At 60.7% G+C, this 26,673-nt stretch carries 22 protein-coding genes and 2 tRNA genes; 8 read left to right on the top strand and 16 right to left on the bottom strand.

Going from position 1 to position 26,673, the window contains the following annotated elements:
• The coding region (locus B2246_RS01100; protein ID WP_286881305.1) for a hypothetical protein at nt 1-534 on the bottom strand (534 nt) is incomplete at its 3' end.
• Nucleotides 535-865: 331 nt separating this feature from the next.
• Nucleotides 866-5,200 carry an AAA domain-containing protein gene (locus B2246_RS01095; protein ID WP_286881306.1) on the bottom strand — a complete coding sequence of 1,445 codons (4,335 nt, stop codon included), beginning with the start codon at nt 5,198-5,200 and terminating at the stop codon, nt 866-868.
• A gap of 288 nt (nt 5,201-5,488) precedes the next feature.
• Between B2246_RS01095 and B2246_RS01090 the strand changes: the two genes are divergently transcribed.
• Entirely contained in the window at nt 5,489-6,115 is a 627-nt protein-coding gene (locus B2246_RS01090) for a tyrosine-type recombinase/integrase (protein ID WP_286881308.1), read from the top strand.
• A gap of 1,022 nt (nt 6,116-7,137) precedes the next feature.
• Here the strand turns inward: B2246_RS01090 and B2246_RS01085 are convergent.
• Both B2246_RS01085 and B2246_RS29125 read right to left on the bottom strand, forming a co-directional pair.
• The gene (locus tag B2246_RS01085) at nt 7,138-7,629 is read right to left on the bottom strand and encodes a hypothetical protein (protein WP_286881309.1); all 492 of its coding nucleotides are present in this window, start codon (nt 7,627-7,629) and stop codon (nt 7,138-7,140) included.
• Between the two features lie 46 nt (nt 7,630-7,675).
• On the bottom strand, nt 7,676-7,996 hold the full coding sequence (locus B2246_RS29125; protein WP_411860072.1) for a helix-turn-helix domain-containing protein: 321 nt from the start codon (nt 7,994-7,996) through the stop codon (nt 7,676-7,678).
• A gap of 161 nt (nt 7,997-8,157) precedes the next feature.
• Between B2246_RS29125 and B2246_RS01080 the strand changes: the two genes are divergently transcribed.
• A complete protein-coding gene (locus B2246_RS01080; protein ID WP_411860073.1) occupies nt 8,158-8,406 on the top strand; it encodes a helix-turn-helix domain-containing protein in 249 nt (82 codons plus the stop codon).
• 217 nt (nt 8,407-8,623) lie between these two features.
• Here the strand turns inward: B2246_RS01080 and B2246_RS01075 are convergent.
• A tRNA-Arg gene (locus B2246_RS01075) sits at nt 8,624-8,700 on the bottom strand.
• A gap of 74 nt (nt 8,701-8,774) precedes the next feature.
• A complete protein-coding gene (locus B2246_RS01070; protein ID WP_286881312.1) occupies nt 8,775-10,025 on the bottom strand; it encodes a GGDEF domain-containing protein in 1,251 nt (416 codons plus the stop codon).
• 445 nt (nt 10,026-10,470) lie between these two features.
• Here B2246_RS01070 and B2246_RS01065 point away from each other — a divergent pair.
• From B2246_RS01065 to B2246_RS01045, 5 genes are all read left to right on the top strand, one after another.
• Nucleotides 10,471-10,547 (top strand) — tRNA-Pro (locus tag B2246_RS01065).
• Nucleotides 10,548-10,738: 191 nt separating this feature from the next.
• Nucleotides 10,739-10,891: a hypothetical protein gene (locus B2246_RS01060; protein WP_011516884.1), complete on the top strand. Its 153-nt coding sequence runs from the start codon at nt 10,739-10,741 to the stop codon at nt 10,889-10,891.
• Between the two features lie 429 nt (nt 10,892-11,320).
• On the top strand, nt 11,321-11,542 hold the full coding sequence (gene infA, locus B2246_RS01055) for a translation initiation factor IF-1 (protein ID WP_008641674.1): 222 nt from the start codon (nt 11,321-11,323) through the stop codon (nt 11,540-11,542).
• A 162-nt stretch (nt 11,543-11,704) separates the two neighbouring features.
• Nucleotides 11,705-12,181 (top strand): SixA phosphatase family protein, encoded by a 477-nt coding sequence (locus B2246_RS01050; protein WP_008641667.1) that lies wholly within the window; start codon nt 11,705-11,707, stop codon nt 12,179-12,181.
• 248 nt (nt 12,182-12,429) lie between these two features.
• Nucleotides 12,430-13,281, top strand: a complete 852-nt coding sequence (locus B2246_RS01045) for a GNAT family N-acetyltransferase (RefSeq protein WP_186424986.1) — start codon at nt 12,430-12,432, stop codon at nt 13,279-13,281.
• Nucleotides 13,282-13,412: 131 nt separating this feature from the next.
• Here B2246_RS01045 and ppx read toward each other — a convergent pair whose 3' ends face one another.
• A complete protein-coding gene (gene ppx / locus B2246_RS01040; RefSeq protein WP_186424985.1) occupies nt 13,413-14,945 on the bottom strand; it encodes an exopolyphosphatase in 1,533 nt (510 codons plus the stop codon).
• Nucleotides 14,946-15,055: 110 nt separating this feature from the next.
• On the opposite strand from ppx, the gene ppk1 reads away from it, so the two are divergent.
• Complete coding sequence (gene ppk1, locus B2246_RS01035; RefSeq protein WP_080709698.1) at nt 15,056-17,176, top strand: polyphosphate kinase 1; 2,121 nt, start codon at nt 15,056-15,058, stop codon at nt 17,174-17,176.
• Nucleotides 17,177-17,265: 89 nt separating this feature from the next.
• On the opposite strand, the gene phoR is transcribed toward ppk1, so the two are convergent.
• The 9 genes from phoR to folP all read right to left on the bottom strand — a co-directional run bounded on the left by phoR (nt 17,266) and on the right by folP (nt 26,611).
• A complete protein-coding gene (gene phoR, locus B2246_RS01030; protein WP_008641663.1) occupies nt 17,266-18,618 on the bottom strand; it encodes a phosphate regulon sensor histidine kinase PhoR in 1,353 nt (450 codons plus the stop codon).
• A gap of 123 nt (nt 18,619-18,741) precedes the next feature.
• Nucleotides 18,742-19,449 (bottom strand): phosphate regulon transcriptional regulator PhoB, encoded by a 708-nt coding sequence (gene phoB / locus B2246_RS01025; protein ID WP_008641662.1) that lies wholly within the window; start codon nt 19,447-19,449, stop codon nt 18,742-18,744.
• Between the two features lie 36 nt (nt 19,450-19,485).
• Nucleotides 19,486-20,190: a phosphate signaling complex protein PhoU gene (gene phoU, locus B2246_RS01020; RefSeq protein ID WP_008641661.1), complete on the bottom strand. Its 705-nt coding sequence runs from the start codon at nt 20,188-20,190 to the stop codon at nt 19,486-19,488.
• A 70-nt stretch (nt 20,191-20,260) separates the two neighbouring features.
• Entirely contained in the window at nt 20,261-21,049 is a 789-nt protein-coding gene (pstB, locus tag B2246_RS01015) for a phosphate ABC transporter ATP-binding protein PstB (RefSeq protein ID WP_008641660.1), read from the bottom strand.
• Nucleotides 21,050-21,070: 21 nt separating this feature from the next.
• The gene (gene pstA, locus B2246_RS01010; RefSeq protein WP_286881325.1) at nt 21,071-21,982 is read right to left on the bottom strand and encodes a phosphate ABC transporter permease PstA; all 912 of its coding nucleotides are present in this window, start codon (nt 21,980-21,982) and stop codon (nt 21,071-21,073) included.
• Nucleotides 21,979-22,944, bottom strand: a complete 966-nt coding sequence (gene pstC, locus B2246_RS01005) for a phosphate ABC transporter permease PstC (RefSeq protein WP_008641658.1) — start codon at nt 22,942-22,944, stop codon at nt 21,979-21,981. Before pstC ends, pstA begins: the two co-directional genes overlap by 4 nt.
• A gap of 113 nt (nt 22,945-23,057) precedes the next feature.
• Nucleotides 23,058-24,089: a phosphate ABC transporter substrate-binding protein PstS gene (gene pstS / locus B2246_RS01000; protein ID WP_008641657.1), complete on the bottom strand. Its 1,032-nt coding sequence runs from the start codon at nt 24,087-24,089 to the stop codon at nt 23,058-23,060.
• A 303-nt stretch (nt 24,090-24,392) separates the two neighbouring features.
• Nucleotides 24,393-25,736, bottom strand: a complete 1,344-nt coding sequence (gene glmM, locus B2246_RS00995; RefSeq protein ID WP_008641656.1) for a phosphoglucosamine mutase — start codon at nt 25,734-25,736, stop codon at nt 24,393-24,395.
• 5 nt (nt 25,737-25,741) lie between these two features.
• Nucleotides 25,742-26,611, bottom strand: a complete 870-nt coding sequence (gene folP, locus B2246_RS00990) for a dihydropteroate synthase (RefSeq protein ID WP_008641655.1) — start codon at nt 26,609-26,611, stop codon at nt 25,742-25,744.
• Nucleotides 26,612-26,673 lie beyond the last annotated feature (62 nt).

Below are 26,673 nucleotides of genomic sequence, written 5' to 3'. Positions count from 1 at the left end.
TCGTTTTGCGGGGGCAAGCTCATAACTATTGATCTTCTCTAGCATTCCCGTCTCGCGACGGTCATTTGTCTCGCTCCATAGAGCGTAGATCTGTCGCAATCTGTCGTCGCCGATCCATTCGATGGTTGCACGCACCTCGTCGTAGATGGCTGCCCATGCTTGGGCGCATCGATCGCTGTTGAGGTAGAGAAAACCGTGATCTCGCGTGTCGACGCAGTTCTGGTCCATCAGACGGCGATATTCAGGGCTCGTCCTTTCGACCTTTTTGAACATCTCCTCAGATTCTCTGAAGAACTCGTCGCTTGGCTTGTTCAAGTCCACAGGTACAACGTTGACTGGACGGCGCTTGCGATAGAGGGCAACGGCAGCAGACTCGATATTGCCGTGAGAGCCGTCGAGATAGTCAGCAAGATCGGCAGAGGGAATTTCAGCAAAGATGACGTCCGGCTGAAGACGTTCAAGGATTGTCCGCAACTCTGCCACGTTGGCGCGTCCACTTTTGGTGTGGACAGTTCCGATCAGCGATACACGCATCAGATTTAGGCTCGAGAGGCAGCACTTAGTAGCGATTGAAAGTGTTACAGCCGGAACGGTCCGTTTTCCGAAGGAAGTATCCGTAAGCGAGTTCCCGAAAACACAATGAAGACGGCTGCGAACCCAACCGTCAGCAGCGAGAAGACTACCGCGAATTGCATCCAGTCAGTCATATCTACTATGAACTGCCTAGCAGCCGCGCAGCCACAAGGTGATCGAATTCAAGACCGAAAGGGCTGTGCGGAACCGAACTTTCCCACCTAAATGCAGGTCTTGGGGCACCTCCGGCAATTGGCCAACCCTTCTAGCTCACTCCTGCACTGCGTCAAGCTCAACGCCGATAACCCATCGGCTTGGTGCTTTTCCAACGGCGCTTTCTGGGTCCCGTGGTGCGCGGCTTGGAATCGGTCGCCTTGCACAGCATGCACACGCGCCCATAGCCGCCCTGCCCCGACCTGAGCGCGGGATCATAGAAGTCCGCCATAGACAGTATCTCCTCGCAGCGCGAGCACGCCCTCATTTCTTTGCTGGCCAGTCCAGCCGCCTGGTTTTGCAAGTCCGCGACGCTTTCGGAGACCCTCTCTCCCGAGGCCATTTCGACCAAGTCCACCAGTCGATCGGAAAGCGTGAGGATCGGGTCGACACCCAGATTGAATCGGTTGATCCGGAGGAAGCGATAACCGTAGCTCTCCAAGGTCAATTGCCGCTCAACGTCCGCACCATTAAGGTAGCGTTGGTGGTTTCCGACGTGAATCTGCCGCCCTTTCTGGAAGTGGAACTCGAACCCGTCATACTCGATGACGATATGCATAGGTCCCTTCTCGGTGCGGTAGATCACCAAGAAGTCCACGCGCCAGGCTGGGTGCTCATACGTCGGATCAAGCTGGCGGAGATAGTCGCCCACCGGGAACTGAGGAATGATTTCGATCTCGTCCTGGTGTTCTTGCACGAAGGGGGTCTGTTGGAGCCAATCGAGAACCTTCGCCTCCATTGGACTCGACGCATCCGTTTGATCGGCAGATGCTGAGTCCCGTTCAAGCGTGTTGGCGTAGTAGTTCAATGCCCGCCCTATCGCTCCCTTGTACTCCGCAAGAGGCATCGAGTGGACAATCCATACAATCTCCTGGGCCCGGCTGAATCCAACGTTCAGGCGTTGGACCTTGAGCTTGTCTTCTACCGACTCCTGCGCATTCACTAGTGCCACCGGGAAGATGAAGTTGAGAGCATCGTTGCCAGGCGTCGCCACCATCGAATACATGATGATGTTGCGCTCCTCGCCCTGACACGAGTCGAAGGTCATTACCTTCAAGCGAAGCCTGTCCTCGAACTCACGGCCGCGGGCGTGGCCGAAAAGCAGCTTCGACAGGTAGGTTTGTTGCTCCCGGAACGGCGTAATGACGCCAACCGTCGGCGGATCCTCTTCCTCAATCAGTTCCAGAAGCTGCTCAAGAATGAAGTTCGCTTCGGCCTCATTGGCGCCGCGCGTGCACCGGAAACCCTCCGTGTCCACTTCGTCGAACTGGATCACCTCATCGACCGGAACGCCACGGATCTTGATCGCTTGTAGCTGGTGTGCATAGAACGTGCTGGAGGAAAAGCCAATCAGTTCCTTATAGGAACGGAAATGCTTGCGCAGCATGACGGAGTAAGACGCCCCGAGATTGCAGAACTCGAGAATCGAGCGCTTCACGTCGAACATCGAAAGGCGCTCAAGGGCATCGGCCTTATCGCTGACCTCCGAGCGGAAGTGATTGACCAAGTCCGCGCGATACTTGTCATTCGTCGCGATGCTGGCGTTCGATGACTTGACGTTTGAGAACTGCTTGCTGTCGCCCAGCACGACAACCTTCTTCGCGCGCAGCAGCGCCGGCAAAGCTTGCGCCACGCTCACCTGCGACGCCTCGTCGATCACCACCACATCAAACAGGTCCGGCGCCAGCGGCATGAACTCACCGAATTCACGGATGCTAGCGACAATCACCGGGAAGGAGTTCCGAACGCTAGCGAACTTCTCTTCCGGAAATTTCTGCCCGCTTGCAATCACGCCCGCCAGCGCACGCGCATCTGCACGATGCTCGTCCATGAACTTGATCAAGCGTCCATCCACGTGGGAGTTCATGATCGACGTATTGAGGCGCTCAAGCGAATCCTTGGTTCCTACATAGTCGAACGCCGGGGCTTTCGCGAAGGCGGCGTGGTTCTCAAGCCATTCGCGCAGGAATACGATGACCAACACCCACAGGTTGGCGTCCACTTTCGGCTGCGCCATTAGTGCGTCGAAGATTGCCGGATTCGCCTTCTGCACAGCGCCGAGAGCCTTGAGCGCGAGAACTGCTGCCGGGGATGACGCCTCCCCGTGCGCCAGACGTTGATACGCTAGCGCGAAGTGGGCGTCGAGCTTCTCTGCTTCGAGTGCCCGTTGTAGCAAGTTGGCGCCCTTCACAAGGTCATAGAGTGCGAAGGCGTCTTGCTTAAGGAAGAGCGGCCTGCTCGTTGGAAGTTGGTTGAGCCTCTCCTCCAACTCCCTTACCTTGGCTCCTCGGAAGAGATAGCCGAACAGTGGCATCCGCAGATGCTTGTATTTGACGAGAAGATCCTGAATCGCTCGCACCTGTTCTGGCGTGAGCTTGTCAAAGAGGTTCCAACTTGTCGCCCCAACGCTCGGCGCGGTCGTGCTCATGCATGCGTCCAGGCGCACCCGCTCTCGCAGGGCCGTCGCGTCGCCAGCGCCGTCACCGGCAAGCTGCGCAAAGTACTTTTGAAGTTCCTCACTCTGTTCGACGACCGCAACCAACTCTGGTAGCAAGCTTGAGTCGGTAACCTTGCGGATCTCCTTAAGGATGTTCGGCGCACGTTCCGCCAACTCAAACTCGTGCTGATGCATTTGTTGAAGGGCGGCGATTCGTACGTCGCCCAGGACCTCGACAGTCTTGTCGATCGACTGCTTAAGGCCCCTGGTGCGCATCTCGCGTTCGGCATCCAGTGCCTCCCGATTGGCCCGCGTCGCCTTCGCGTAGGCGCCAATTTGCGTGACGGTCGCGTTAGACGTCAGCTTACGGAAGTTGGCGTTCTGCTGACCCAGGCGGAGGATGGGGTTGGGGAAGTCGCGATCGTGCCTGACCCGAGACATCGCCTCGGAAAGCTTCGATACGACGACGTCCAACGCCTCGGTCTTGTCGGACAGAACCAGGCATGATTTGTTGTTGAAGGCGCAGTCTGCCGCGATCGCGGTAATCGTGTGCGACTTCCCGGTGCCCGGCGGCCCCTCCACGACGACAATCTTGCCATTGGGATTCCTGACCGCGAGCAGCACCTTCCGCTGCTCCTCGTTTAGCGGGATTGGTGAGTCGAACACCATCCGCTCCACCAGCGGCAGCTTCTCCCATTCGTCCTCGACCTCGGCGCGAATCGACCCCGCGTTGCCCATCAGTACACCTTCGACCAGTCCCTTGAACAGATCCGCAACGTTCGAGCCGCCGCGGTTGAACTGATCGATGATCTCCTCGTAGTCGTTGATGAGCGCCTCATCTGAACGCTCATAGGCCGCGAGGTAGAGAGCGCTCGACAGAGACACGCTCGCCGTCGCCACTTCTGACGCGGCCGAGGAAAGGTCGATCTGACCACCGAGATCCATCGCATTCGCGACCTTGCGGAAGAGCGTCCGCACGACCTCAAAGATGCACTGCTGCGGTGTGATGTAGGTGATGCGTTCAGTGATCGGGCTGACCCACTCCCGCTTCAATCCTGCCCCCAGTTCTTGGAGGACGAAGTCGATTGCCGAGCGGTTCGCGTAGAGGTGGTTGACGATCTTCAGGGAGTAGCCAGTGCCGTCCTCGCTGCGCGTGACATGGACGGGGACGAAGAAGAGCGGGTACTGAGCATTGCGATACTTCAGCGCACCGAGATAGAGATAGAGCTGCATCGAGTCGCCAGTGGAAACGTACGTCTCGATATCCCTGAACTCCAGATATGCATCAGCCGCGACGAAGTTCTCAAAGAACGCCAGCAGGCCGGCACGCATTCCCTCCATGTTGAGGAAGTTCGTTGCGGCATCGACGAGCGAGGCATCCTCACCTGTGGCCAGAAGCTTCGCCAACACCTCCGGCAAGACGCGAACCAGATCACCGCAAACGCGGGCAATCAGGTCGGACTCTGCCGCAAGCAGCGAGTCCATTACCGAGTAGGCTTGTTGACGCAGGGGGCCATCAAGGTGCGCCACCAACGGCCGGATCACCTGCGCCCCGACTTCCTTCGCCAACTCCTCCTGGACGGAATCGATCCACTGCTCTGGATTCTCGACGGCGGAGGTGTAGGTACTCCGCGCAATCTCGATGACGGCATTGCGGACCGAGACAAGGCTTGTTTCGGGGATGGCGTGAATCTGCTCTTGAATGACTTTGCGCAGAGAGGCGCTGACCGGGCGGGTATAGCGCCTCGGCGTCATCGGCAGAGTCAGATCTTCCCCAGTTGGCTTGCTCAGCAGTGCCCACAACTCCTGGTCGAGCGCAGGATACGGCGCGGTGCGCATCCCGGCCCGAAAGCCCGTGTCAGACGTCAGGACAATGCGCCGGCGCGGTGCCTGTGCCCGTTTGAAGTCACTTTGGAGGAAATCCCGAAAATAACGAGACACCCGAATTGCGATCTCGCTCAGCTTGTTCTCGTCCATTGTTCTTGGTGCTGGTGTTCATTGGCCTATGCCGCAGCATCATAGCGCACCAACATGGTCGATCGACAATGCCGTCATTGACAGCTTAGGGTCGGTCAGAGACTGCTGGCCATGACGGCGGGCACTCGGTAGGCCGATGTCGTTAAGGGTTGTTCGATGCCTGCCGTTTTCCGCAGGAATGTGAGTGTGCCACCGCGCGTTGCAGGCAGGCGGCGAACAAGCCTTAACGGACAGCGACCGTTGCCAAAAGCGCAAACCGGATCTCCCTTCACCTGAAAGGAGATCGCCATGGGCACCCAAAACTCTCCTGCCGCACCTCGCGCACCTTGGAACAAGGGAAAGATCACGGGTCAGAAGCCGCCATTGAAGCCCAAGGAAATTTGGGCGATTCGAACTGCGCTGCAGATGTCCGCGAACGTGCGCGAGTTGGCGCTGTTCAACCTGGCAATCGACAGCAAGCTCCGAGCTTGCGATCTGACTCGACTGCTAGTCCAAGACATATTCCACGGCGGTCACGTGGCCGCGCGCGCAACAGTGACACAGCAAAAGACCCATCGACCGGTGCAGTTCGAGATCACCGTGCAGACACGCGAGAGCGTTGATGCCTGGATTCGATTACACGGCCTGCGTCCCTCAGACCAACTGCTCCCGAGCCGGCTTCACGCCTCCCCTCATCTTTCGACGCGACAGTACGCCCGACTCGTTCACCGATGGGTCGCTTCGATCGGGCTCGATGATTCGGTCTACGGAACACACACCATGCGGCGAACGAAGGCTTCGTTGATCTACCGGCGGACGAAGAATCTGCGCGCCGTGCAGTTGCTCCTCGGACGCTCGAAGATCGAGAGCACGGTAAGATACCTGGGCATCGAGGTCGACGATGCCCTCGAAATGGCGGCGCAAACTGAAGTTTGATGAGATCACGGCCGGCGAGCGGGCGCTTGCCGGCCACGAGCGGACCGTCGACACGCCCGTCTAGATCGTCGGCAATCCGCTTCCATGCGGCCGGTAGCCGACGGTTTTCATAGCAACTCAGCGGCAGCCTGGTCGGCGGGCGAATGAGCCTTGGAACTCTGGCGCCGGACCATCGGCAAGAAATCCATAATCCCTCACGCGCGCGCTCGATCTCCGGCCGCAGGTTCTCTTTGCCCTGCAGGAAAGCCGAACGCACGGACTTGCCGGCAACGTCGTTCTCGCGCGTGCGCGCGGCACTGGGTTCAATCTTCGCGCCCATCAACGTCAGTCAAAAAATCCCACTATGCCTGTTGACGACGGTTCATCTCGGCCATTTCCATTCATGCCTCTTCACTCAACCCTTCAGATGCATCGCGAACGAATATCCGGCGCAGCCTCTATCCTTCGCGACGTCGGCGCGAGCCGTCATGCCGAAGGCATGTCCTGACGATAGCGGCTAGTGACATCCGTCCAGCTCTTGACGCCGTTGAGTCGACACCAACCGTCCCACACATACCAAGCCTCGCGTGTGGAAACACCAGTCGTCTCATGCAGAACATAAATGCGTCCGCTCGCCGTCTCACACCGCATTGTCCGGGTGTCAAAGCGAACAACGGTGCTGCTAACCTGCCCGGTACCATTTTCGAGGTCGATGCCTACCAGGTGTTTCTCGCCACGATCCGTCTCCACGATGCTCCAACCGCCTAGATCAAACCTTGGCTTGCTGGTCAAGGACCCAGTACCCCAAAACATGCCTACGTCTCCTATGTAAGGTAAAACGCCGACAAAGACGTCGCGACCGACTGTCCAGACAGTTGACGGCCGCCATCAAGTAACTCCGCTAGCCCCACGTATAAGCACTCCATCGGGACTAGATTCTCCAAAATGCTGGCAGCATCGAGTCCGAACTTGCTAGGCAATTCCACTATGGTGATTCCCTGCTGAACCCGGCCCCGTTCACGCGATGCTGGTCCTGCATCGCATTAGCCGAACACTGCCACACTGATTAACTGGACCTCCTCAGAGAGCTCGCCACGGTAGGAGAACTCCTCGTCATCCGCGTTCACCAGAACAAACTGAGGTTCGGAATACTTGGGATCACAGTACGCCTTGATCTCTCGTATCCGATCGGACCGCTGTCCGCGCAGCAATTCGACCAGTATCCCGGCTCGCTGCTCTTTAGGCAGCGCGTCCCATACTCGAATCAGCGCATGAAAACCACTGGAAACAAAGACTGTTTGCAACGTGTGCCGCGTGAGATCGGGATGAAGCCGCACAAGAAAAAGTGGATCAATTTGCGTTGCGCCGGCAACAATATCGAACGCCTTTAACGGCGCAAAGCTCTCGTGCGCCAGCGTCGGCTCCAGTCGGCTGGATTCGTCTATCAACAACATTTGCGAGTACCTTAACCCCACTTGAAGGCGGAGATTTTTCGTTTCACCGCGTCGCTCTGACAGCGCAATCGGACCTGTCATGCCGTGAGGCTCACCGTGCCGCTGCCTCTGACCTCGAAGAAGCCGATTACGACTGATCTTCCCTCCCTGGTGGGGATAACACCGGCTTACAGGAACTCGCATGCTTTCGTGTCGCCAACTGGCAGTAGTCAGCGACGGCCAGCGGCTCCCCCTCCGGCGCCAGGACAACAAATTCATCCTCGCGCCCCAATGCATGCAGAAGGCGCAAAAGCGTCGCGACAGTCGAGCCCGCTCCGTGTTCGAGGCTTCGCAGCGCGCGCGGGCTCACCCCTGCCCGCGTTGCCAGCTCGCACTGCGACAGGTTTGCAATGAGCCTTAAGCACCTGATGCGGCGCCCCAACGTTTGCTCGGGCGAAAAGCGCTCCATACCGCCCCCTCATACGTTGCCGGACTTAAGTACATACAAAGACACATCTAGCCCCACTAAGTCCATTATATAACATATATGTTATTTTTTGAACTCTAAACGATATGGACCGGAGATCGCCGCTCTAAAAAAATATAGGCTTTGGGATTGGCGTGCTGGATATGAAACTCGAAAGGGCGTTTGGCATCTCGCTGGGTACCAAGCGCCGGAGTGCGGGAATGACGCAAGAACAGCTTGCGGAACTTCTAGGCACGCAAGCGACGGCCATCAGCCGGATGGAAAGCGGGCACACCTCGCCGTCCCTGAAAATGATCGGACGCCTCGCGTTGGCTCTTCGAACGACGCCCTCGAACTTGCTGGCAAGGGCGGAAGAAATTCAGCGGGACAATGCGCCGGAGCAGGATCAATGACCCTCAGGAGCAACCAGCGCCGACATTGCCGAGCGTGAACCGTATGGCGCGCGCATTGAGAGAATGCGCTTGCGAGGGGAACGCTGTAGCAATGCACTAGAGCCCCGGATCGATCCGCTCGGCGACAATTGCGGCTCCGTTGTCCGCGTGTTGTCCGGCCAGGTGCCTGACAGGTGCAGGCACTCTATGCAAAACACCCACAACCTCTTGCAAAGATTGGCCCGCCCTAGAGGATTCGAACCTCTGACCGCTCGCTTAGAAGGCGAGTGCTCTATCCAACTGAGCTAAGGGCGGCGCGGCCTTGCCATTGCGGCAAGGCGTGCATTCTACCGCAGCACGAATGCCGCGCACAGGACACTTCGTCTGCTTTACGAAGGCTCGCGTTCGCGCACGCGCGGGCGACGCGGCATTCCCGTGAACTCCTCCGCATCGTGCGAGGAAACGCAGTTCCGCCCCATCTGCTTGGCGTCATAGAGCGCGCGATCCGAACGACGCATGACCGCGTCGGCGTTTTCGCCCAACTGCCATTCCGCCATCCCGATGCTGACCGTGTAGGCGATCGGGTCTGGCTCGGATGGACATGGTGTCGCCCGCACCAGCGCGCTGAGCCGGACGCTGATGGCGCGGCCCGTCTCCAGTCCGGTGGCAGGCATCACGATCGCGAACTCCTCGCCGCCGAGACGGCCAATCACTGAGCCGGGCGCCGCCACCTTGCGCAGCAGTCCCGCGAAATGGCGCAGCACGCTGTCTCCAGCCAGGTGTCCATAGAGATCGTTGATGGCCTTGAAGTGGTCCAGGTCCATGAACGCCACGGTAAGTGGCTTGCGCGAGCGCTCCGCCTGCTTGCAGGCAAGTTCGAGTTCTTCCCAGAATGCGCCACGAGATAGCACATCGGTTAGATCGTCGTGCCGCGCGCGACGTTCGATGATCTGGCGCAAGCGGTCATGGGCCATCAGCGCGAAGCTGACGGCCAGCCCCATCACGCCGAACACGAACCAGACGGTCATGCTTTCGTGACGATCAACCATCGGCTGCGTATGGCCGTCCATGAGCGCGACGAACATCGGCCATGCCTCCGCACCAGCCAGTACCGCGCAACCAAGGGACAGGACGGATAACGAGAGTGCTGCCAGCCGACCCGTGCCGCGCTTGTGCGGCACCAGGGCAACCGTGATCCGGGCAATTTCCAGTAGCAGCAGGGTCTGGATCGACGCCGCGGCAAGCTCGAGCCAGGCGAGTGTACCGGCCGGCACATGCCCCAGGCCCATTTCGACAAGCCCACCGGCCGCATAAAACGTCAGCGCAGCCAGCCCAGGGAGGTTCAGCAAACCAAGCACCACGCCGCGACCACGCTTGCCCGCGAAATGCCGTGTGCCGTAGACCATCACCGACAGTCCCGCGGTAAGGGCGAACTCGGGGAGCGCCACCAGCGGCCAGTCTGGCCGGTATGCGTGCGCGGCCTGAAGGACCACGGCCAGGGTCACCAACAGATCGCCGAGCGCCCACGATGTGAGCCCGCTACGCTCCATACCCGCAGAGCGCCGCAGCACGGCACAGACGATCGCCATCTGCAGCGCTATCAAGCCTGCGATCAGCACTACCACCTGCGACTGAAACATCTCAATTCCCGTTCCAAAGGGGTCGCCATGCTCCGCACGGCAATGGCGCACCTTCTGATTCCGGCCCGCGACAAGCCGTCATATTTTGTTTTCCGCAGGTCCGGCTGCCCGGGCGCCGTGGCACAGCGTGCCGGGCCGGGCATGGCTCAGGCGTGCCCCAGCCCAATCGCATCGCTCGCGGGGCTGTCTCGCCATAGTTGTGATAGTCGGGACCAGGTCCGTGTGAATACTGCAATGCCAGGCGCGAAGCGCCAGGTCGGACCGTTACGGTGTGCGGATTATGTCAGCGCGCCGCACCAAGTCAAGCCAAAACCGAACCCGCCTGAAGCAGGGTGCGTGGCCAGAGAATCAACCGGCACATCGGGCAACCGACGACGCGCCGATTAGAATATCTTTCACGGCACAATTGACCTGGCGACCAACACCGCGATAGAATCGCTGGCTTCGGAGCGTAGCGCAGCCTGGTAGCGCATCTGATTTGGGATCAGAGGGTCGTAGGTTCGAATCCTATCGCTCCGACCATATTTGCAAGAAGTTTAGGCAGAAGATTGAACGGCTTACGCCTCACGGCGTAGGCCGTTTTTTCTTGCCTGTCGTACGGCCCCCTACATCGTTGATGTCGCACCCAAGTACGCGCAACGCCGTACGGACCCCGCTGCATTGCTCCTGCCCGCGCAGTACCATACGCAGGAACCAATCCTATAAAGTGCACCATGCGTTACGTAAAGGCTATCGTCTCCGTACTGATCTGCGTTGCTCTCGTCGGCCTGCTGGCCCGGCAACTGCCGCAATACGAGGAGGCCATCATCATGGTCGGCTTCGCTGCCGCGGTCGTGCTGGCGCGCTGGCTGGTCCGGAAACCGTAGCACGTTGCGCATCGGGAGGCGCAGCGGCAGTGGCTCAGAATGGAACTTGCACTGCACAATCAGCTGCTTGTCGCGCTTCGGCCATTTGATGCGCCGATGTCGCGCCGCAACACGGCCCCTGGTCGCTGACGACGTACGCTCCTCCGCGTCCGATGCTGCGCCTGCGATCGTGCTATAATCCCGCGTCAGTTTGGGGTATCTGAGCATGCCCTGTAACCGGGTCGGCGCCGCCAGGCGCACTGGAACATTTGGCCCCCACACCCCATATCGGGGGAGTTGGGACCGGTCAGACCCGGAAACACATTGCCCGCCTTTCCCCGTGACGCACACGGTCGCGCCGTTGTGGCACGCCCGCGGGTGAACGTCCTCAGGGTCCCCTCGATCCCTTTAACTCATGCAGCCTAGGGTGCTGCCGCAAAGGAAAACAGATTGGCTAAGGAAGAACTCATTGAATTTGGCGGCGTGGTGTCGGAAGCCCTGCCCGATAACCGTTATCGCGTCACGCTGGAAAACGGCGTGGAAATCTGGGCATACGCCTCCGGCAAGATGCAGAAGCACCGCATTCGTATCCTGGCAGGCGACCGCGTGACCCTGGAAATGTCGCCCTACGACCTGACCAAGGGCCGTATCAATTTCCGCCACAAATCCTGAGTTCGATCCTGTCACGCGGCTGACACAGCCGCTACGGACACTGACGGGCTATCCGGGGGCAATCCCGCCGGATAGCCCGTTTTTGTTTGCGGCGACCTCCGCCTTGATGGCGGCAGCCCGTTTCACCATACTCAAGGCTCGTACGAAGCCCCTGCCCCGAACATGAACCTGATTCTGTGGCGCCACGCCGAGGCGGAAGACCTGCCCGACGTACTGAGCATCTCACGCTCGGCCGACCTTCAGCGACCATTGACCCGCCGCGGACGCAAGCAGGCCGAATCATCGGCCGCGTGGCTACGCGCCCGCCTGCCGGCCGACTATCGGGTTGTCTGTAGTCCGGCGCTGCGTACCCGGGAAACGGCGGCAGCACTGACGGGCAAGGCCGAGATCCTCGATGAACTCGCCCCAGGGGCGGATGTCGGCGCCGTGCTTGCGGCGATCGATTGGCCGCAGGGGCACGAATACACCGTCGTCGTGGGACACCAGCCCTGGATCGGCCAACTTGCCAGCCTGCTGCTGGCCGGGCAGGAGATCAACTGGAGCGTCAAGAAGAGCGGCATCTGGTGGCTGACTGCCCGCACCCGCGAAAGCGAAGCGCAGGTCGTGTTGCGCGCGGTGATCCCGCCCGAACTTCTCTAGCACCACCTCCAATTCCGACACCCGCAACTGAACAGTTGCCTGGCACGTCTTCCATCTGGACGTTCACATTTCGGATATCGGCGATAGCCGCGAAACGGCTCCCTATCTAAGGTTGCAGCCTTAGCAATCAATGTACCGCGCACGCAGGCGCGTGGCCGTCACTGAAGCGTCACCATCAATTCACGGCGCTGTCACCCGGCATCTCTACATTGTTTCAAAGCCGTTTCGTCACCGAAAGGACACACCTGATGCGAGACCTTCCGACGCCTACCCAGCCGCTCTTCGACTCCTTGCCCACTGGCCTGACCGGCCAGTCGGCGCGGAGGCGTCTTCCTCGTCAGCCAACACAACGCCAAGCCGAAACACAAGTTGCAACGCCTGCTTTCAGCGTGGCGTGGGCGCGTCACCAGGACGAAGTAGCCGAGGCCCAGCGCCTGCGCTACAAGGTCTTTGCCGAGGAAATGGGCGCGCGACTGCAATCGTCGGCCACTGAAACCGATGTCGACATGTTCGACGCCTATTGCGACCACCTGATCGTTCGTGATCAGGAGACGCTGAAGGTGGTGGGCACCTATCGCGTGCTGCCCCCGCATCAGGCCAAGCGCATCGGCTGCCTGTATGCCGAATCGGAGTTCGATCTGGTTCGCCTCTCGCACCTGCGCCCCAAGATGCTTGAACTGGGCCGCTCCTGCGTGCATCGCGACTATCGCTCGGGCAGCGTCATCATGGCGCTGTGGGGTGGGCTCGGCGAGTACCTGCAACGCTACAACCTCGAAACCATGCTGGGCTGCGCCAGCGTGCCGATGAGCGATGGCGGCCACTACGCTGCCAGTCTCTATCGCCTGTTCGCGGAAAAATCGCTGGCGCCGATCGAGTACCACGCCTTCCCGCGGGTACCGCTGCCGGTCGAAGACCTGAACCAGACGCTGGACGTCGAACCGCCGGCGCTGATCAAGGGTTATCTGCGCCTGGGCGCGAAGATCTGCGGCCTGCCCGCCTGGGATCCCGATTTCAACGTGGCGGATTTCCTGACGCTGTTGCGCGTACGCGACATGAATCCGCGTTATGCACGCCATTTCCTGGGCCTGAATCGCGACTGATCCCGGTCGGATCGGCAGATCCTCTGACCTCGCAAACAAAACGGCGACTCCCAGGAGTCGCCGTTTTGCATCGCAGGCCACGTCAATCTGAGACCCGCGATAGCTTCGCTCAGACACGCCTAAGACCTACCTCAGACGTAGACCACCTTGTACCGCTTGCCGATGCGCTCCCACTCATCGGCCTCCTGCGCCAGGCTGTATTCGACGAGCGGATTCATGTCGATCCACGACTTCGGCAACCGCACTTCAAACCCTTCGTCGAGTTCGTCGGAGCGCTGGCCAACCTGAATCTCGGGCAGCTTCACATCGGCACGCCGACGGCACAACACGAAAGCGAGTCGAAGACTGAACAGCATGCGCCAGTCGAGAAACTTTCCGCTGCCCGAGAGCTTGCTGAGCTTGCTCGCGTGTCCTAGCAGCAGCGTGGCAAGACGCGCCTGATCGGTCTTCGAGAACCCGGGCATATCAGCATGCGTCGCGATGTAGGCCGAGTGCTTGTGATAGCCGCTGTGCGAAATCGTCATGCCGATCTCATGCAGGCTTGCGGCCCAGCCCAGCAGTGCCAGGTTATCGGAGCGACGCTCGTTGGGCGGATCAGGAAACTGCGAAAGCAGGTCGCGCGCAGCCAGCCCTACCCGGCCGGCCTGCGCGCGATCAACGCCGTAGCGGCGCATGAACTGATCCACGGTGACCGTGCGCATGTCCTCGTGATGACTGCGGCCGAGCAGGTCGTACAACACACCGAGCCGCAACGCGCCATCGGTCACGTCCATGCGATCGAGATCGAGTTCCGCGAACACGCCAAGCATGATCGACAAACCACCCGGCAGCACGGGAATACGGTCTGCCTTGAGGCCGGCGAGCTTCACGCGGTTGGCGTTCTCGGCCTTGATCAGCGCGCGCTTCAGCCGCTCCAGACCTTCACGCGTGATGCCATGCTCGGAAGCACTGTCATTCATGCCGTTCAGCTCGATCAGCTCGGCCAACGCCCTCGCCGTGCCCGACGAGCCCACCGCCTGCTGCCAGCCTGCAGCCCGATACTGGCGGACCAGCACCTGGATCTCGCGACGCGCGGCAAGCTCGGCCTGCTTCATCGCGTACTCATCGACGTTGCCGCTTGGAAAGAACTGGCGGCTGTGAGACACGCAACCGATGTAGAGGCTTTCCATCAACTTCGACTGGTAGCCGCTACCGATGATGAACTCGGTGGAGCCGCCGCCGATATCGACGACGAGTCGGTTGCCCTGGCAGGCGGGCGCGTCGTGCGAGGCGCCCAGGTAGATCAGTCGCGCCTCTTCCCGACCGGCAATGACTTCGATCGGGAACCCAAGCGCCGCCTCGGCCTCGATCAGGAATTCGGAGGCATTCTTGGCCACACGCAGCGTATTTGTCGCCACGGCGCGTACCTGGTCGGGAGAGAAGTCACGCAGGCGGTCACCGAAGCGTCGCAAGGCCTCGATGCCACGGCGGCGGGCCGGCTGGTCCAGATACTTGTCAGGGGTCAGGCCGGCGGCCAGGCGCACTGGCTCACGGAGCGCGTCGACCTGGAAGATCTGACTGGCGGGGCCGGAAGCCGTAGGGGTTTCATCCACCCGCCCAATCATCAGGCGGAAGCTGTTGGAGCCCATGTCGACGGCGGCCAGCAAGCGGGGAGTCTGTGTCATTGCGTCTGTCAAGCGCGAGCTAGGCTCTGGTGAGCCAAACTCGTAAGATTATGTCGTAGCCATGTCCGCATCATGACAAAATCAAAGTGTCATTAAACTGACACGATTCTATGAAAAAGTCGCCACATCGCCAAAATAAGGTCATAGACATGTCGACGACGCCGCCCGGCACGCTTCTCAATCGCGAGTTGGGCATTCTGGAGTTCAATGCGCGCGTGCTCGCGCAGGCCGCCGACCCTAATGTTCCCCTGCTGGAAAGGCTGAAGTTCATCTGTATCGTATCCAGCAACCTGGACGAATTCTTTGAGATCCGGATGGCGGGTCTGAAGGAACAGATGCGGGAAAACGCATCGGGCCTCACGCCCGACGGTCTCTCATTCCTGCAAACCTACCAGCTTGTCACCGAGCGCACCCAGCGACTGGTTGCCTCGCAGTATGACATGCTGCAGAACGTGATTTTCCCCGCGCTGGAGCAGGAAGGTGTGTTCTTCCACCTGACCAGCACCTGGACCGAGCAGCAGCGCGCCTGGGCGCGCGATTTCTTCGTGCGCGAGCTGGGCCCCGTGCTCACGCCGATCGCGCTCGATCCGGCCCACCCGTTCCCGCGCGTGCTCAACAAGAGCCTGAATTTCGTGATCGAACTGTCCGGCAAGGACGCGTTCGGACGCGATGCCGATCTTGCCATCGTTCAGGCCCCGCGCGCGCTGCCTCGCGTGGTGCGCATGCCCGAGCAGCTTTCGGGGTATCCGTACGGGTTCGTGATGCTGTCGTCGTTCATGCAGGCATTCGTGCATGAGCTGTTCCCCGCAATCGAAGTCGAAGGCTGCTATCAGTTCCGCGTAACGCGCAATTCGGACCTGTTCGTGTCCGAAGACGACATTACCGATCTCCGTGAAGCACTCCAGGGCGAACTGCCGACACGTCACTTCGGTGATATGGTCCGCCTCGAAGTGTCGTCTGACACGCCGCCCGCGCTGACGCGCCGGCTGCTGCTCGAGTCCGGCCTGACCGAACAGGATCTGTACCGCGTGAGCGGTCCGGTCAACCTGGCGCGGTTGATGCAGATTCCCGACATGGTGGACCGCCCTACCCTCAAGTACACGCCCCATGTGCCGGCAGCTGTCAAGGCGTTTCCGGCGGGTTCCAACATGTTCGACGTGATCCGTCAGCGCGATGTGCTGCTGCATCACCCGTACGAAAGCTTCTCATCTGTGCTCGACCTGCTGCAGCTTGCCGCCAACGACCCGAACGTGGTGGCAATCAAGCAGACTGTCTACCGCACCGGGAACGAATCTGCGGTGATGGAAGCGCTCATGACCGCGGCGCGCAACGGCAAGGAAGTGACGGTAGTGGTGGAACTGCTTGCGCGGTTTGACGAAGAAACCAACATCAACTGGGCCGAACGGCTGGAATCGGTTGGCGCCCACGTCGTGTATGGCGTGGTCGGCCACAAATGCCATGCCAAGATGCTCCTGATCGTGCGCCGCGAGCCGGCCACGCCCAAGGCGAAGCACTTCATGCTGCGCCGCTACGTCCACCTTGGCACGGGCAACTATCATCCGCGCACGGCCCGGCTGTACACCGACTTCGGGCTGCTGACGGCCGACGAAAAGATCTGCGAGGACGCGCATCACGTGTTCCAGCTTCTGACGGGCACCGCCGGCACGATCCGCCTGAATCACCTGTGGCAGTCGCCGTTCACGATGCACAGCAACCTCGTCGAGCACATCCGTGCCGAGGCCCGCAACGCACGCGCGGGCAAGCGGGCGCGCATCATCGCGAAGATGAACGCGCTGCTGGAGCCGACGATCATCGAAGAGCTGTACAAGGCATCGCGTTCCGGCGTGAAGATCGATCTGATCGTGCGGGGCGTTTGCGCGCTTCGCCCAGGAGTGCCGGGGATGTCCGAGAACATTTCGGTACGTTCGATCGTCGGCCGCTTCCTCGAGCACCATCGTGTCTACTACTTCCATGCCGGTGGCGATGACGTGCTGTATCTGTCGAGCGCTGACTGGATGGACCGCAACCTGTTCCGCCGCGTGGAGGTAGCTTTCCCGGTACTGGATCGCACGCTCAAGGCACGCGTGATCAAGGAAGGTCTGCAGGTGCATCTGCGCGACAACGCCTCGGCGTGGATCATGCAATCGGACGGCGAGTATGTGCGCAAGCCATCGCGCGCCAAGGAACAGCGCGTAAGCCAGGTGGAGCTACTGGAGAGGTTCGGCACCTGAACGGCGCACCTTGCAAGCGAAAGGGCCGCTTCCCGAAAGGAAGCGGCCCTTTTTGTATCGGATTCGCCTGAAGCAGCGTGCCGTTGACGTCAGGCCGCGTGGCGCGGGGCATCGCCCAGTTGCGGCATCGGCTGCGCCGACTCAGGCTCATACCCGCTGCGATCCACCGGGAACACGATGCGGAACGTGCTACCCCGCCCCACTTCGCTGGTCACTCGCAGATCCGCGTGGTGACGCGACAGGACGTGCTTGACGATCGCCAGGCCCAGCCCCGTGCCGCCGGTATCCCGTGAGCGGCTGCGGTCGACGCGATAGAAGCGCTCGGTCAGGCGCGGGATATGCTCGGGCGCAATCCCAAGCCCGGTATCGCTCACCGAGAACACCGAATGCCCGTCCGTGTACGTCATACGGATGGCAATGCGCCCGCCGTCCGGCGTATAGCGCACCGCGTTCGACACCAGATTGCCAAGCGCCGACAGCAGTTCGCCCTCCGAGCCGCGCAGCACCACGGCGGTATCGATCTCCGTGTGGATGTCGTGGCGCCCCTGGGACAGCGCCTCGGCGTCATGTACGAGGTGAGCGGCAAGCCCACCGACGTCCACCGGATCAAGTGTCGGAGGCTGGACATCCGATTCCAGCTTGGCCAGCGCCAGGAGATCCTCGACGATATGCTGCATCCGCATCGACTGCACCAGCATCATATCGATGTAGCGCTTGCGATCTTCCTCCGACACCGGCAGGTCGCGAACGGTCTCGAGAAACCCGGTCAGCACGGTCAGCGGCGTCTTCAACTCGTGCGAGACGTTGGCGACGAAGTCCCGGCGCATCGCCTCGGTGTTCTCGACCTTGGTGATGTCCTGCGTCAGCACGAGCTTGCGATTCTCGCCGTAGGGAAGAATCTGTACCGAGGTGCTGCTGCGCTTGTGCTCGCCCATATCACGCATGATCAGGGGCTCGTCATAGCGTTCGCGCGTCAGGTAGTGCACGAACTCCGGGCGCCGAATCAGGTGCGTGATGCGCTGACGCACATCGCGCTTCGCGTTGAGGCCGAAATGCTGCTCGGCCACGTCGTTGCACCATTCGATCTGGTCGGCGTCGTCGAGCATCAGCACGCCATAGGGCGATGCCTGGATGGCCTGGATAAAGCGGGTGTGCTGCTGCTCCACCTGCAACACCTGGGTGCGCCAGCGCTTCACCAGACGGTGCAGGCGATAGTAGACCTCGCCCCACAGACCCAGCGCGCTGGGGATCTCGCCGTATGCGGGCGCGTCCAGCACCTTCCAGAGCCGGTTGATCTGGAACAGGTAGTAGCCGAGCAGCAGAAACAGCGAAATGCAGAGGAACAGCAGACCGGAGACAGGGCCGGCAAAGACGTACAGTCCGGCGGCGATGACCGTCAGGCTGACGAGAATGGCCACGGAACGGGCCCAGATGACATTCATGCGAGGGTAGGAAGTTCGAGCGGCGGTCGCATTGCGACGGAGTTTGCCACGAAACAGCCGTGGCCTGCATGGTCCTTTTCGACCGGACGGGGCCCTCGCCGCACCGCCGCCGGCCGGTTACGCTCAGTGGCTTGGCGATCGCGCCAGGCGATAGCCGCTGCCACGCACGGTTTCGATCATGTTGCTGTATCCACCCGGGGTCAGCGCGGCGCGCAGGCGCTTGATGTGTACGTCCACGGTCCGTTCTTCCACAAAAACGTGGTCGCCCCAAACCTGATCCAGCAACTGTGAGCGACTATGCACACGCTCCGGATGCGTCATCAGAAAGTGCAGCAAACGAAACTCTGTCGGCCCCAGATCCAGCTTGATCGGACCACCGTCATCCTGACCGGTAACGCGGTGCGTGGCCGGGTCAAGACGCAGGCCGTTGATCGCCACCACGTCGTCGGTCAGCTGCGGCGCGCGTCGGCGCAACACCGCCTTGATGCGGGCCAGCAGTTCCTTCGGCGAGAACGGCTTGGTCACATAGTCGTCCGCACCAGCTTCGAGGCCCATCACCTTGTCCTGCTCCTCGCTGCGCGCGGTGAGCATGATGATCGGGATCTGCTTGGTGCGATCGTTGTTGCGCAGCTCCTTGGCGAAGGTGGCACCCGATTTGCCCGGGAGCATCCAGTCCAGCAGCACGAGATCCGGCAGCACGTCACTCATCAGCGACAGCGCCTGCTCGGCGTTGTATGCGCGGATGGGATAGTGCCCGGCGTGCTGCAGATTGACGGCAATCAACTCGGCGATTGCCGGTTCGTCTTCGACAACGAGAATACTGCTTGGCATGTAATTGTTCTCCGCAAACTCAGTCCAGGCGCGTTATCAGCTTAGCGCTTCGCGCTCCATGTCCTCGCGCGAGGCATGACGAACGTCCGTGCCCTTTACGATGTAGATGATGAATTCTGCAATATTCTTCGCGTGATCGCCGATACGCTCGACGGCCTTGGCGATGAACAGGAAGTCCAGCGCCACCGAGATCGTGCGCGGGTCTTCCATCATGTAGGTAATCAACTTGCGCACGAAGGCCCGGAATTCCTCGTCGATGGCCTTGTCGTCCTTCACGATGCGCGCGGCGGCCACGGTATCCAGCCGCGCGAAGGCATCCAGTGCCTGGCGCAGCAGCGTGATGGCCATCTCGCCGGACAGCTTCACCTCGGCGTAGTTGATCGTGTGGGCCGCGGCATCTTCCATGATGTGCTTGGTCCGCTTGGCGATCTTCTCGGCCTCGTCACCGGCGCGCTCGAGATTGGTGATCGTCTTCGAGATCGCCATCACCAGACGCAGGTCACGCGCGGTGGGCTGGCGGCGCGCGATGATGTTGCCGCAATCGGCATCGATCTCGACTTCAAGCGCGTTGAGCTGCTGCTCGCGGGTGATGACCTGATCAGCGAGATCGCCGTCGAAGTCCGCCAGCGCGCGCATGGCGAGCTCGATCTGGGACTCGACCAGACCACCCATCTGCAGCAATTTGGTGTTGATCGCGTTAAGGTCTGCGTCGAACTGGGTCGACAGGTGCTTGTCAGTCATGGTGTTCTCCTGGCCGCTAATCGTATGCTAAGCGTGGATGCTCGAGTCCTGCAATTCAGTCCGGCTTCGATCAACCGAAGCGGCCGGTTATGTAGTCTTCGGTTTCCTTGCGATGCGGCTTGATGAAGATCTTCTCGGTCTCGCCGAACTCGATCAGCTCGCCCAGGTACATGTAGGCGGTGTAGTCCGAGCAGCGTGCAGCCTGCTGCATGTTGTGCGTCACGATCACGACCGTGTACTCGTCCTTGAGCTCGGCGATCAGTTCTTCAATGCGGCCCGTCGAAATCGGGTCCAGCGCCGAGCACGGCTCGTCCAGCAGCAGCACTTCCGGGCGGATCGCAATACCACGCGCAATGCACAGACGTTGCTGCTGGCCACCGGAAAGGCCATATCCGGACTGGTGCAGCTTGTCCTTGGCCTCGTTCCAGAGCGCCGCCTTGGAGAGCGCCCACTCGACGCGGTCATCCATCTCCGAGCGCGATAACTTCTCGAATAAGCGCACGCCAAAGGCGATATTGTCGTAGATCGACATCGGGAACGGCGTCGGCTTCTGGAACACCATGCCGACCTTGGCGCGCAGCAGGGAGATGTCCTGCTTGCTCGTCAGCAGGTTCTCGCCATCCATGCTGATCTCGCCCTCGGCGCGTTGCTCGGGGTACAGCGCGTACATCTTGTTGAACGTACGCAGCAGCGTCGACTTGCCGCAACCGGACGGACCGATGAAGGCGGTCACCTTCCGATCCGGGATCGACATGTTGATGTTCTTGAGCGCGTGGAACTGGTTGTAGTAGAAGTTCAGGTTCCGAACGTCGATCTTGGCGCGCACGGTATCGGGAATATCGATGACGGTAGAGGTCATGCTGATGTCTCGCTTGAATTGTTACTTCTTGAAGAGCATGCGCGCGATGATGTTCAGCGCAAGCACACCAATCGTAATCAGGAACACGCCGGCCCACGCCAGTTGCTGCCATTCGGTGAACGGGCTCATGGCAAAGCGGAAGATCGTCACCGGCAGGTTGGCCATCGGCTTGTTCAGGTCGGCGCTCCAGAACTGGTTGGACAGCGCGGTGAACAGCAGCGGCGCGGTTTCGCCGGCGATACGGGCCACGGCCAGCAGTACGCCGGTCACGATGCCCGCGTACGACGACTTGATCGTGATCGACATCACCATCTTCCACTTGGGCGTGCCAAGCGCAACGGCAGCTTCACGCAATGCGTTCGGCACCAGGTTCAGCATGTTCTCGGTGGTACGGACCACGATCGGCACCTGCAGCAGTGCCAGCGCGCAGACACCGGCCCAGCCCGAGAAATGGCCCATGCGGGTCACCACGATGGCATAGACGAACAGACCGATCACGATCGACGGGGCCGACAGCAGGATGTCGTTGATGAAACGGATCAAACTGGCCAGCGGCGATTTCTTGCCATATTCGGACAGGTAGATGCCGGCCAGGATACCCAGCGGCGTGCCGACCAGCGTGGCCATGCCCACCAGCACGAAGCTGCCGAAGATGGCGTTGGCCAAACCACCGCCGGCGGTGTTCGGGGCCGGCGTCATCTGTGTGAACAGGTCGAGCGACAGGCCGCCGACGCCCAGCGAGATGGTGGTCCAGAGAATCCATGCCAGCCAGAACAGGCCGAAACCCATCGCGGCCAGCGACGCGGTCAGCGCGTACATGTTCATGCGGCGGCGCGAGCCCTGCAGGCGCGCGCGCACAGCGTCCGAGTCAGGACGTACGGCGGGGATGGACGAAGTTGACACGGCTTGACTGGCTTGACTGGCTTGGTTCATTTTCCACCCTCATTCTTGGCCAGACGCAGCAGCAGGAGCTTGGACAGCGCCAGCACCACGAACGTAATGAAGAACAGGATCAGGCCCAGTTCCATCAGCGCGGCGGTATGCAGGCCAGCGCCGGCTTCGGCGAACTCATTCGCCAGCGCCGAGGTAATGCTGTTGCCCGGCGAAAACAGCGACACGTTGTCGAGGATATTGGTGTTGCCGATCACGAACGTGACCGCCATCGTTTCGCCCAGCGCGCGGCCCAGGCCAAGCATGACGCCACCGATGACGCCGGCACGCGTAAAGGGCAGCACCACGCGCCACATCACTTCCCAGGTAGTGCAGCCAATGCCGTAGGCCGATTCCTTCAGCAGCACCGGGGTGACTTCGAACACGTCGCGCATCACCGAGGCGATGTACGGGATGATCATGATCGCCAGAATCACACCCGCGCAGAGCAGACCGATGCCGAGCGGAGCGCCCTGGAACAGCTTGCCGATCACGGGTACCTGACCGATGGTGTTGGCCAGCGGCTTCTGGAAGTACTCGCCGAAGATCGGAGAGAACACGAGCAGACCCCACATGCCGTAGACGATCGACGGCACTGCGGCGAGCAGCTCGATGGCGGTGCCGAGCGGCCGGCGCAACCAGGCGGGCGACAGCTCGGTAAGAAACAGTGCGATGCCGAAGCTGACCGGCACGGCGATGATGAGCGCGATCAGCGAGGTGACGATCGTGCCGTAGATGGGAACAAGCGCGCCGTAGACGTCGGCGGGTGGATCCCATTCCGAGTTCCAGAGGAACGAAATGCCGAACTTGCTGATCGAGGGCCAGGCGCTGATGGCCAGAGACACGATGATGCCGCCGAGCAGCAACAGCGTCACAATGGCGGCGCCGCGGGTCAGGCCGCCGAACAGGATGTCGCCAAGACGGCTGGGAGGCCGGACGACGGGAAGATCGGACGAGGTCGCCATGATGAAAAGATCGATGGGTGAATCGGAGCCGCGGCGGCTTTTCAGCCGCCGCGGCACCCGTCACGCAACGCCGAGGCACGACCCCGGACTACGTGACCGGACAGACTTCGGGATTAGTACAGTGCCTTACCCGAACCGTCCTTGACGCTGTTCTTCCAGGTCGAGCGAATCTGGTTCACGACCGATTCCGGCAGCGGTACGTAATCCAGTTCAGCAGCCATCGTGCCACCGCTCTTGTAGGCCCAGTCGAAGAACTTCATGACTTCCTGGCCCTGTGCCGCCTTTTCCTGCGTCTTGTGCAGCAGGATGAAGGTGGCGCCAGCGATCGGCCATGCCGTCTTGCCCGGCTCGTTCGTCAGGATCTGGTAGAACGACTTGCTCCAGTCAGCGCCGGCAGCGGCCGCCTTGAAGGCTTCGTCGCTAGGCTTGACGATCTCGCCTGCCGAGTTCTTCATCGTCAGGTACGTCATCTTGTTCTGCTTGGCATAGGCATACTCAACGTAGCCGATGGCGCCATTCAGACGCTGCACGAAGGCGGCCACGCCTTCGTTACCCTTGCCGCCCGTGCCACCGCCCGGCCAGTTCACCGTGGTGCCTTCGCCCACCGAGTTCTTCCAGTCAGGGCTGACCTTCGAGAGGTAGTTCGTGAAGATGAACGTCGTGCCCGAGCCGTCGGCACGACGCACCGGCAGGATGTCCTGGCTCGGCAGGTGGGCCTTCGGGTTCAGGGCCTTGATCGCGGGATCGTCCCACTTCTTGATCTTGCCGAGGTAGATGTTGGCCAGCACGTCACCCGTGATGATCAGCTCGCCCGGCTTCACGCCTTGCAGGTTGATCACCGGCACTACGCCACCGATCACGGTCGGGAACTGGATCAGGTTGCCCTTTGCCAGTTCGTCGTCCTTCAGCGGAGCGTCCGAAGCGCCGAAGTCAACGGTCTTGGCGCCGATCTGCTTGATACCACCCGACGAACCGATAGATTGATAGTTGACCTTGTTGCCCGTTGCTTTTTGGTAGGCATCAGCCCACTTGGAATACACAGGCGCCGGGAAAGAAGCGCCAGCACCGGTAATTTCCGCCGCGAACGCAGTACCCGCCACCACAATCGACACGATGCCTGCTACGGCAGTCTTGACCAGCTTCATATGTCCTCCAGAGAACATGGGTTGGGAATGACAAATTTTTGACAAGGCGAACTGTATGCTCTCCATATGACAGTTCCATGACATCGCCAAATCTTCTTCAAACGCCACCCGAAGCCCCCGATATTCAAGGGCTTGTCAATGCGCCGGCATACATTTGTGCATCAATCACCACCCCGATACTGATAGCAATTTCTCTATGGGTGGTGGTGGAATATGGCGGTTAATTGCTTTATTTCCGAAAAAGAAAAGGCCACGACACAGTGCCGTGGCCTTTCGACAGCGTTGGGCTGCCCAGAGGAACGCTCAAGCGCGCAATGCGGCGGCAAGCTCCTGCGCGGCGCGCTCAGCGGTTTCCACCTGTTCGGCCTCCACCATCACACGGACCACGGGCTCCGTTCCCGAGGCGCGGATCAGTACCCGACCCCGGCCTTCCAGTTCGGGCTCCACACGCTCCCGGACAGCCTTGAGTCCAGCGTGGTTCTGCCAGTCAAAGCCCTTCTCGACGCGCACGTTGATGAGCGTCTGCGGGAACAGACTCACGCCATCCAGCAGTTGCGGAAGGGTCTTGCCACTGCGGCGTAGCGCGGCCAGCACCTGCAGCGCGGACACGATGCCATCGCCCGTGGTATGCCTGTCCAGGCACAGCAGATGCCCGGATCCCTCGCCGCCGAGCTGCCAGTGGCGTCGATTGAGTTCCTCGAGCACGTAACGGTCGCCAACCTTGGCGCGGACGAACGACACGCCAATGCGCTTGAGCGCCAGTTCGACTGCCATGTTCGTCATCAGCGTGCCGACCGCACCTTCTACCCGCTGGCCGGACGCCTGACGATCGCGCACAATCAGATAGAGCAACTCATCGCCGTTGTACAACCGGCCATCGGCGTCCACCACCTGCAGGCGGTCGGCGTCGCCGTCGAATGCCAGGCCGAGATCCGCGCCGTTAGCCTTGACTGCTTCGATCAGCTTCTCGGGCGCGGTGGCGCCATACCCGGCGTTGATGTTGCGGCCATTGGGCTGGTTGCCGATCGAAATCACCTCGGCGCCCAACTCGTGGAACACATGCGGTGCGATGTGATAAGCGGCACCATTAGCGCAATCGACTACGATCTTCAGACCATGCAGGTCGTGTTCGTACGGGAATGTGCTCTTGCAAAACTCGATGTAACGACCTGCAGCGTCGTCGATCCGGCGGGCGCGGCCGAGTTCATCCGAGTGCACGCAGGTCATTGGCTCTTCAACCATGGCCTCGATCCGCGATTCCACGTCATCGGGCAGCTTGTCACCCGACGCCGAAAAGAACTTGATACCGTTGTCGTAGTACGGGTTGTGGCTTGCGGAAATCACCACTCCCGCCGCCAACCGGAGCGTTCGCGTGAGATAGGCAATGCCCGGCGTGGGCAACGGACCAGTCAGCAGCACATTGACGCCTGCGGCTGTAAAGCCGGCCTCGAGTGCCGCTTCCAGCATATATCCAGAGATCCGCGTGTCCTTGCCAATCAGGACGGTGGGCTTGCCCTGCGAACTCTTCTGCCCCAGCGCCAGCACCTTGCCGGCCGCATGGCCAAGTCGCATCACAAAATCTGGCGTGATCGGCGCGTCGCCGACCCGACCCCGCACGCCGTCTGTCCCGAAATACTTGCGTGTCATATTTCTCATTCTCCGTGTTGCCCATCGGGGGCAACTGATTCTTGGCGGACGGCCCACCACACCTTGAGGGCGTCCACTGTTTGTTCAACATCATGTACCCGGACGATATATGCACCGCGCTCAGCTGCGCACACGGCTGCCGCCACACTGGCAGCTACGCGCGCCTGTGGAGGTTTGCCGCCGATGATTGCACCCAGCGTCGATTTGCGCGACAGGCCCACCAGGAGCGGCAGGCCATCAACGGCAAGGCTAGGTAATTGCCCGAGCAACCTCAGATTATGGTCTGGAGTCTTGCCAAATCCAAAACCTGGATCAAGGGAAATACGCGCAGTGTCGATGCCCGCCGCACGCAGGGTTGACACCCGCTCTTCCAGAAAAGATGCTACCTCGGCAACCACATCGGTGTAGTGCGGATCCTCCTGCATCGTCTGGGGATCACGCTGCATATGCATGACGCATAGTCCGAACTGCCCTGCGGCAACTGCCTCAACGGCACCCGGCATTCGGAAGCCCCAGATATCATTGATCAGATCCGCTCCGCCCGCCAGCGCTGCACGCATAACCTCCGGCTTGTAGGTGTCGATCGAAAGCGGCTTACCGCAATCGGCCAGCGACTCGACAATCGGCATCACACGATCTAGTTCCTGATCGAGCGGCAGCGCGGCCGACCCAGGTCGGCTGGACTCTCCACCGATATCGATGATGTCGACACCCTCTGCAATCAATTGCTCCGCGTGGCGCAGCGCGGCGTCACGGGTGGTGTGCTGCCCGCCATCGGAGAACGAATCGGGGGTCACATTGAGAATACCCATCACGAGTGGGCGGCGGCGGCGGGAAAAACGATAGCGCCCGCACTGGAAGAACTCGGTCGACAAGATTCGCGTCCTGAAAACAAAAAAGCCGGCGCGCAAGGCACCGGCCTGAGAGGCTATCAGAA

Source organism: Cupriavidus sp. UBA2010, from assembly GCF_002335265.1.
Classification (GTDB): domain Bacteria; phylum Pseudomonadota; class Gammaproteobacteria; order Burkholderiales; family Burkholderiaceae; genus Cupriavidus; species Cupriavidus metallidurans.
The sequence above is the reverse complement of the archived record's forward strand: the minus strand, read 5'-3'. Positions and strand labels throughout refer to the sequence as shown.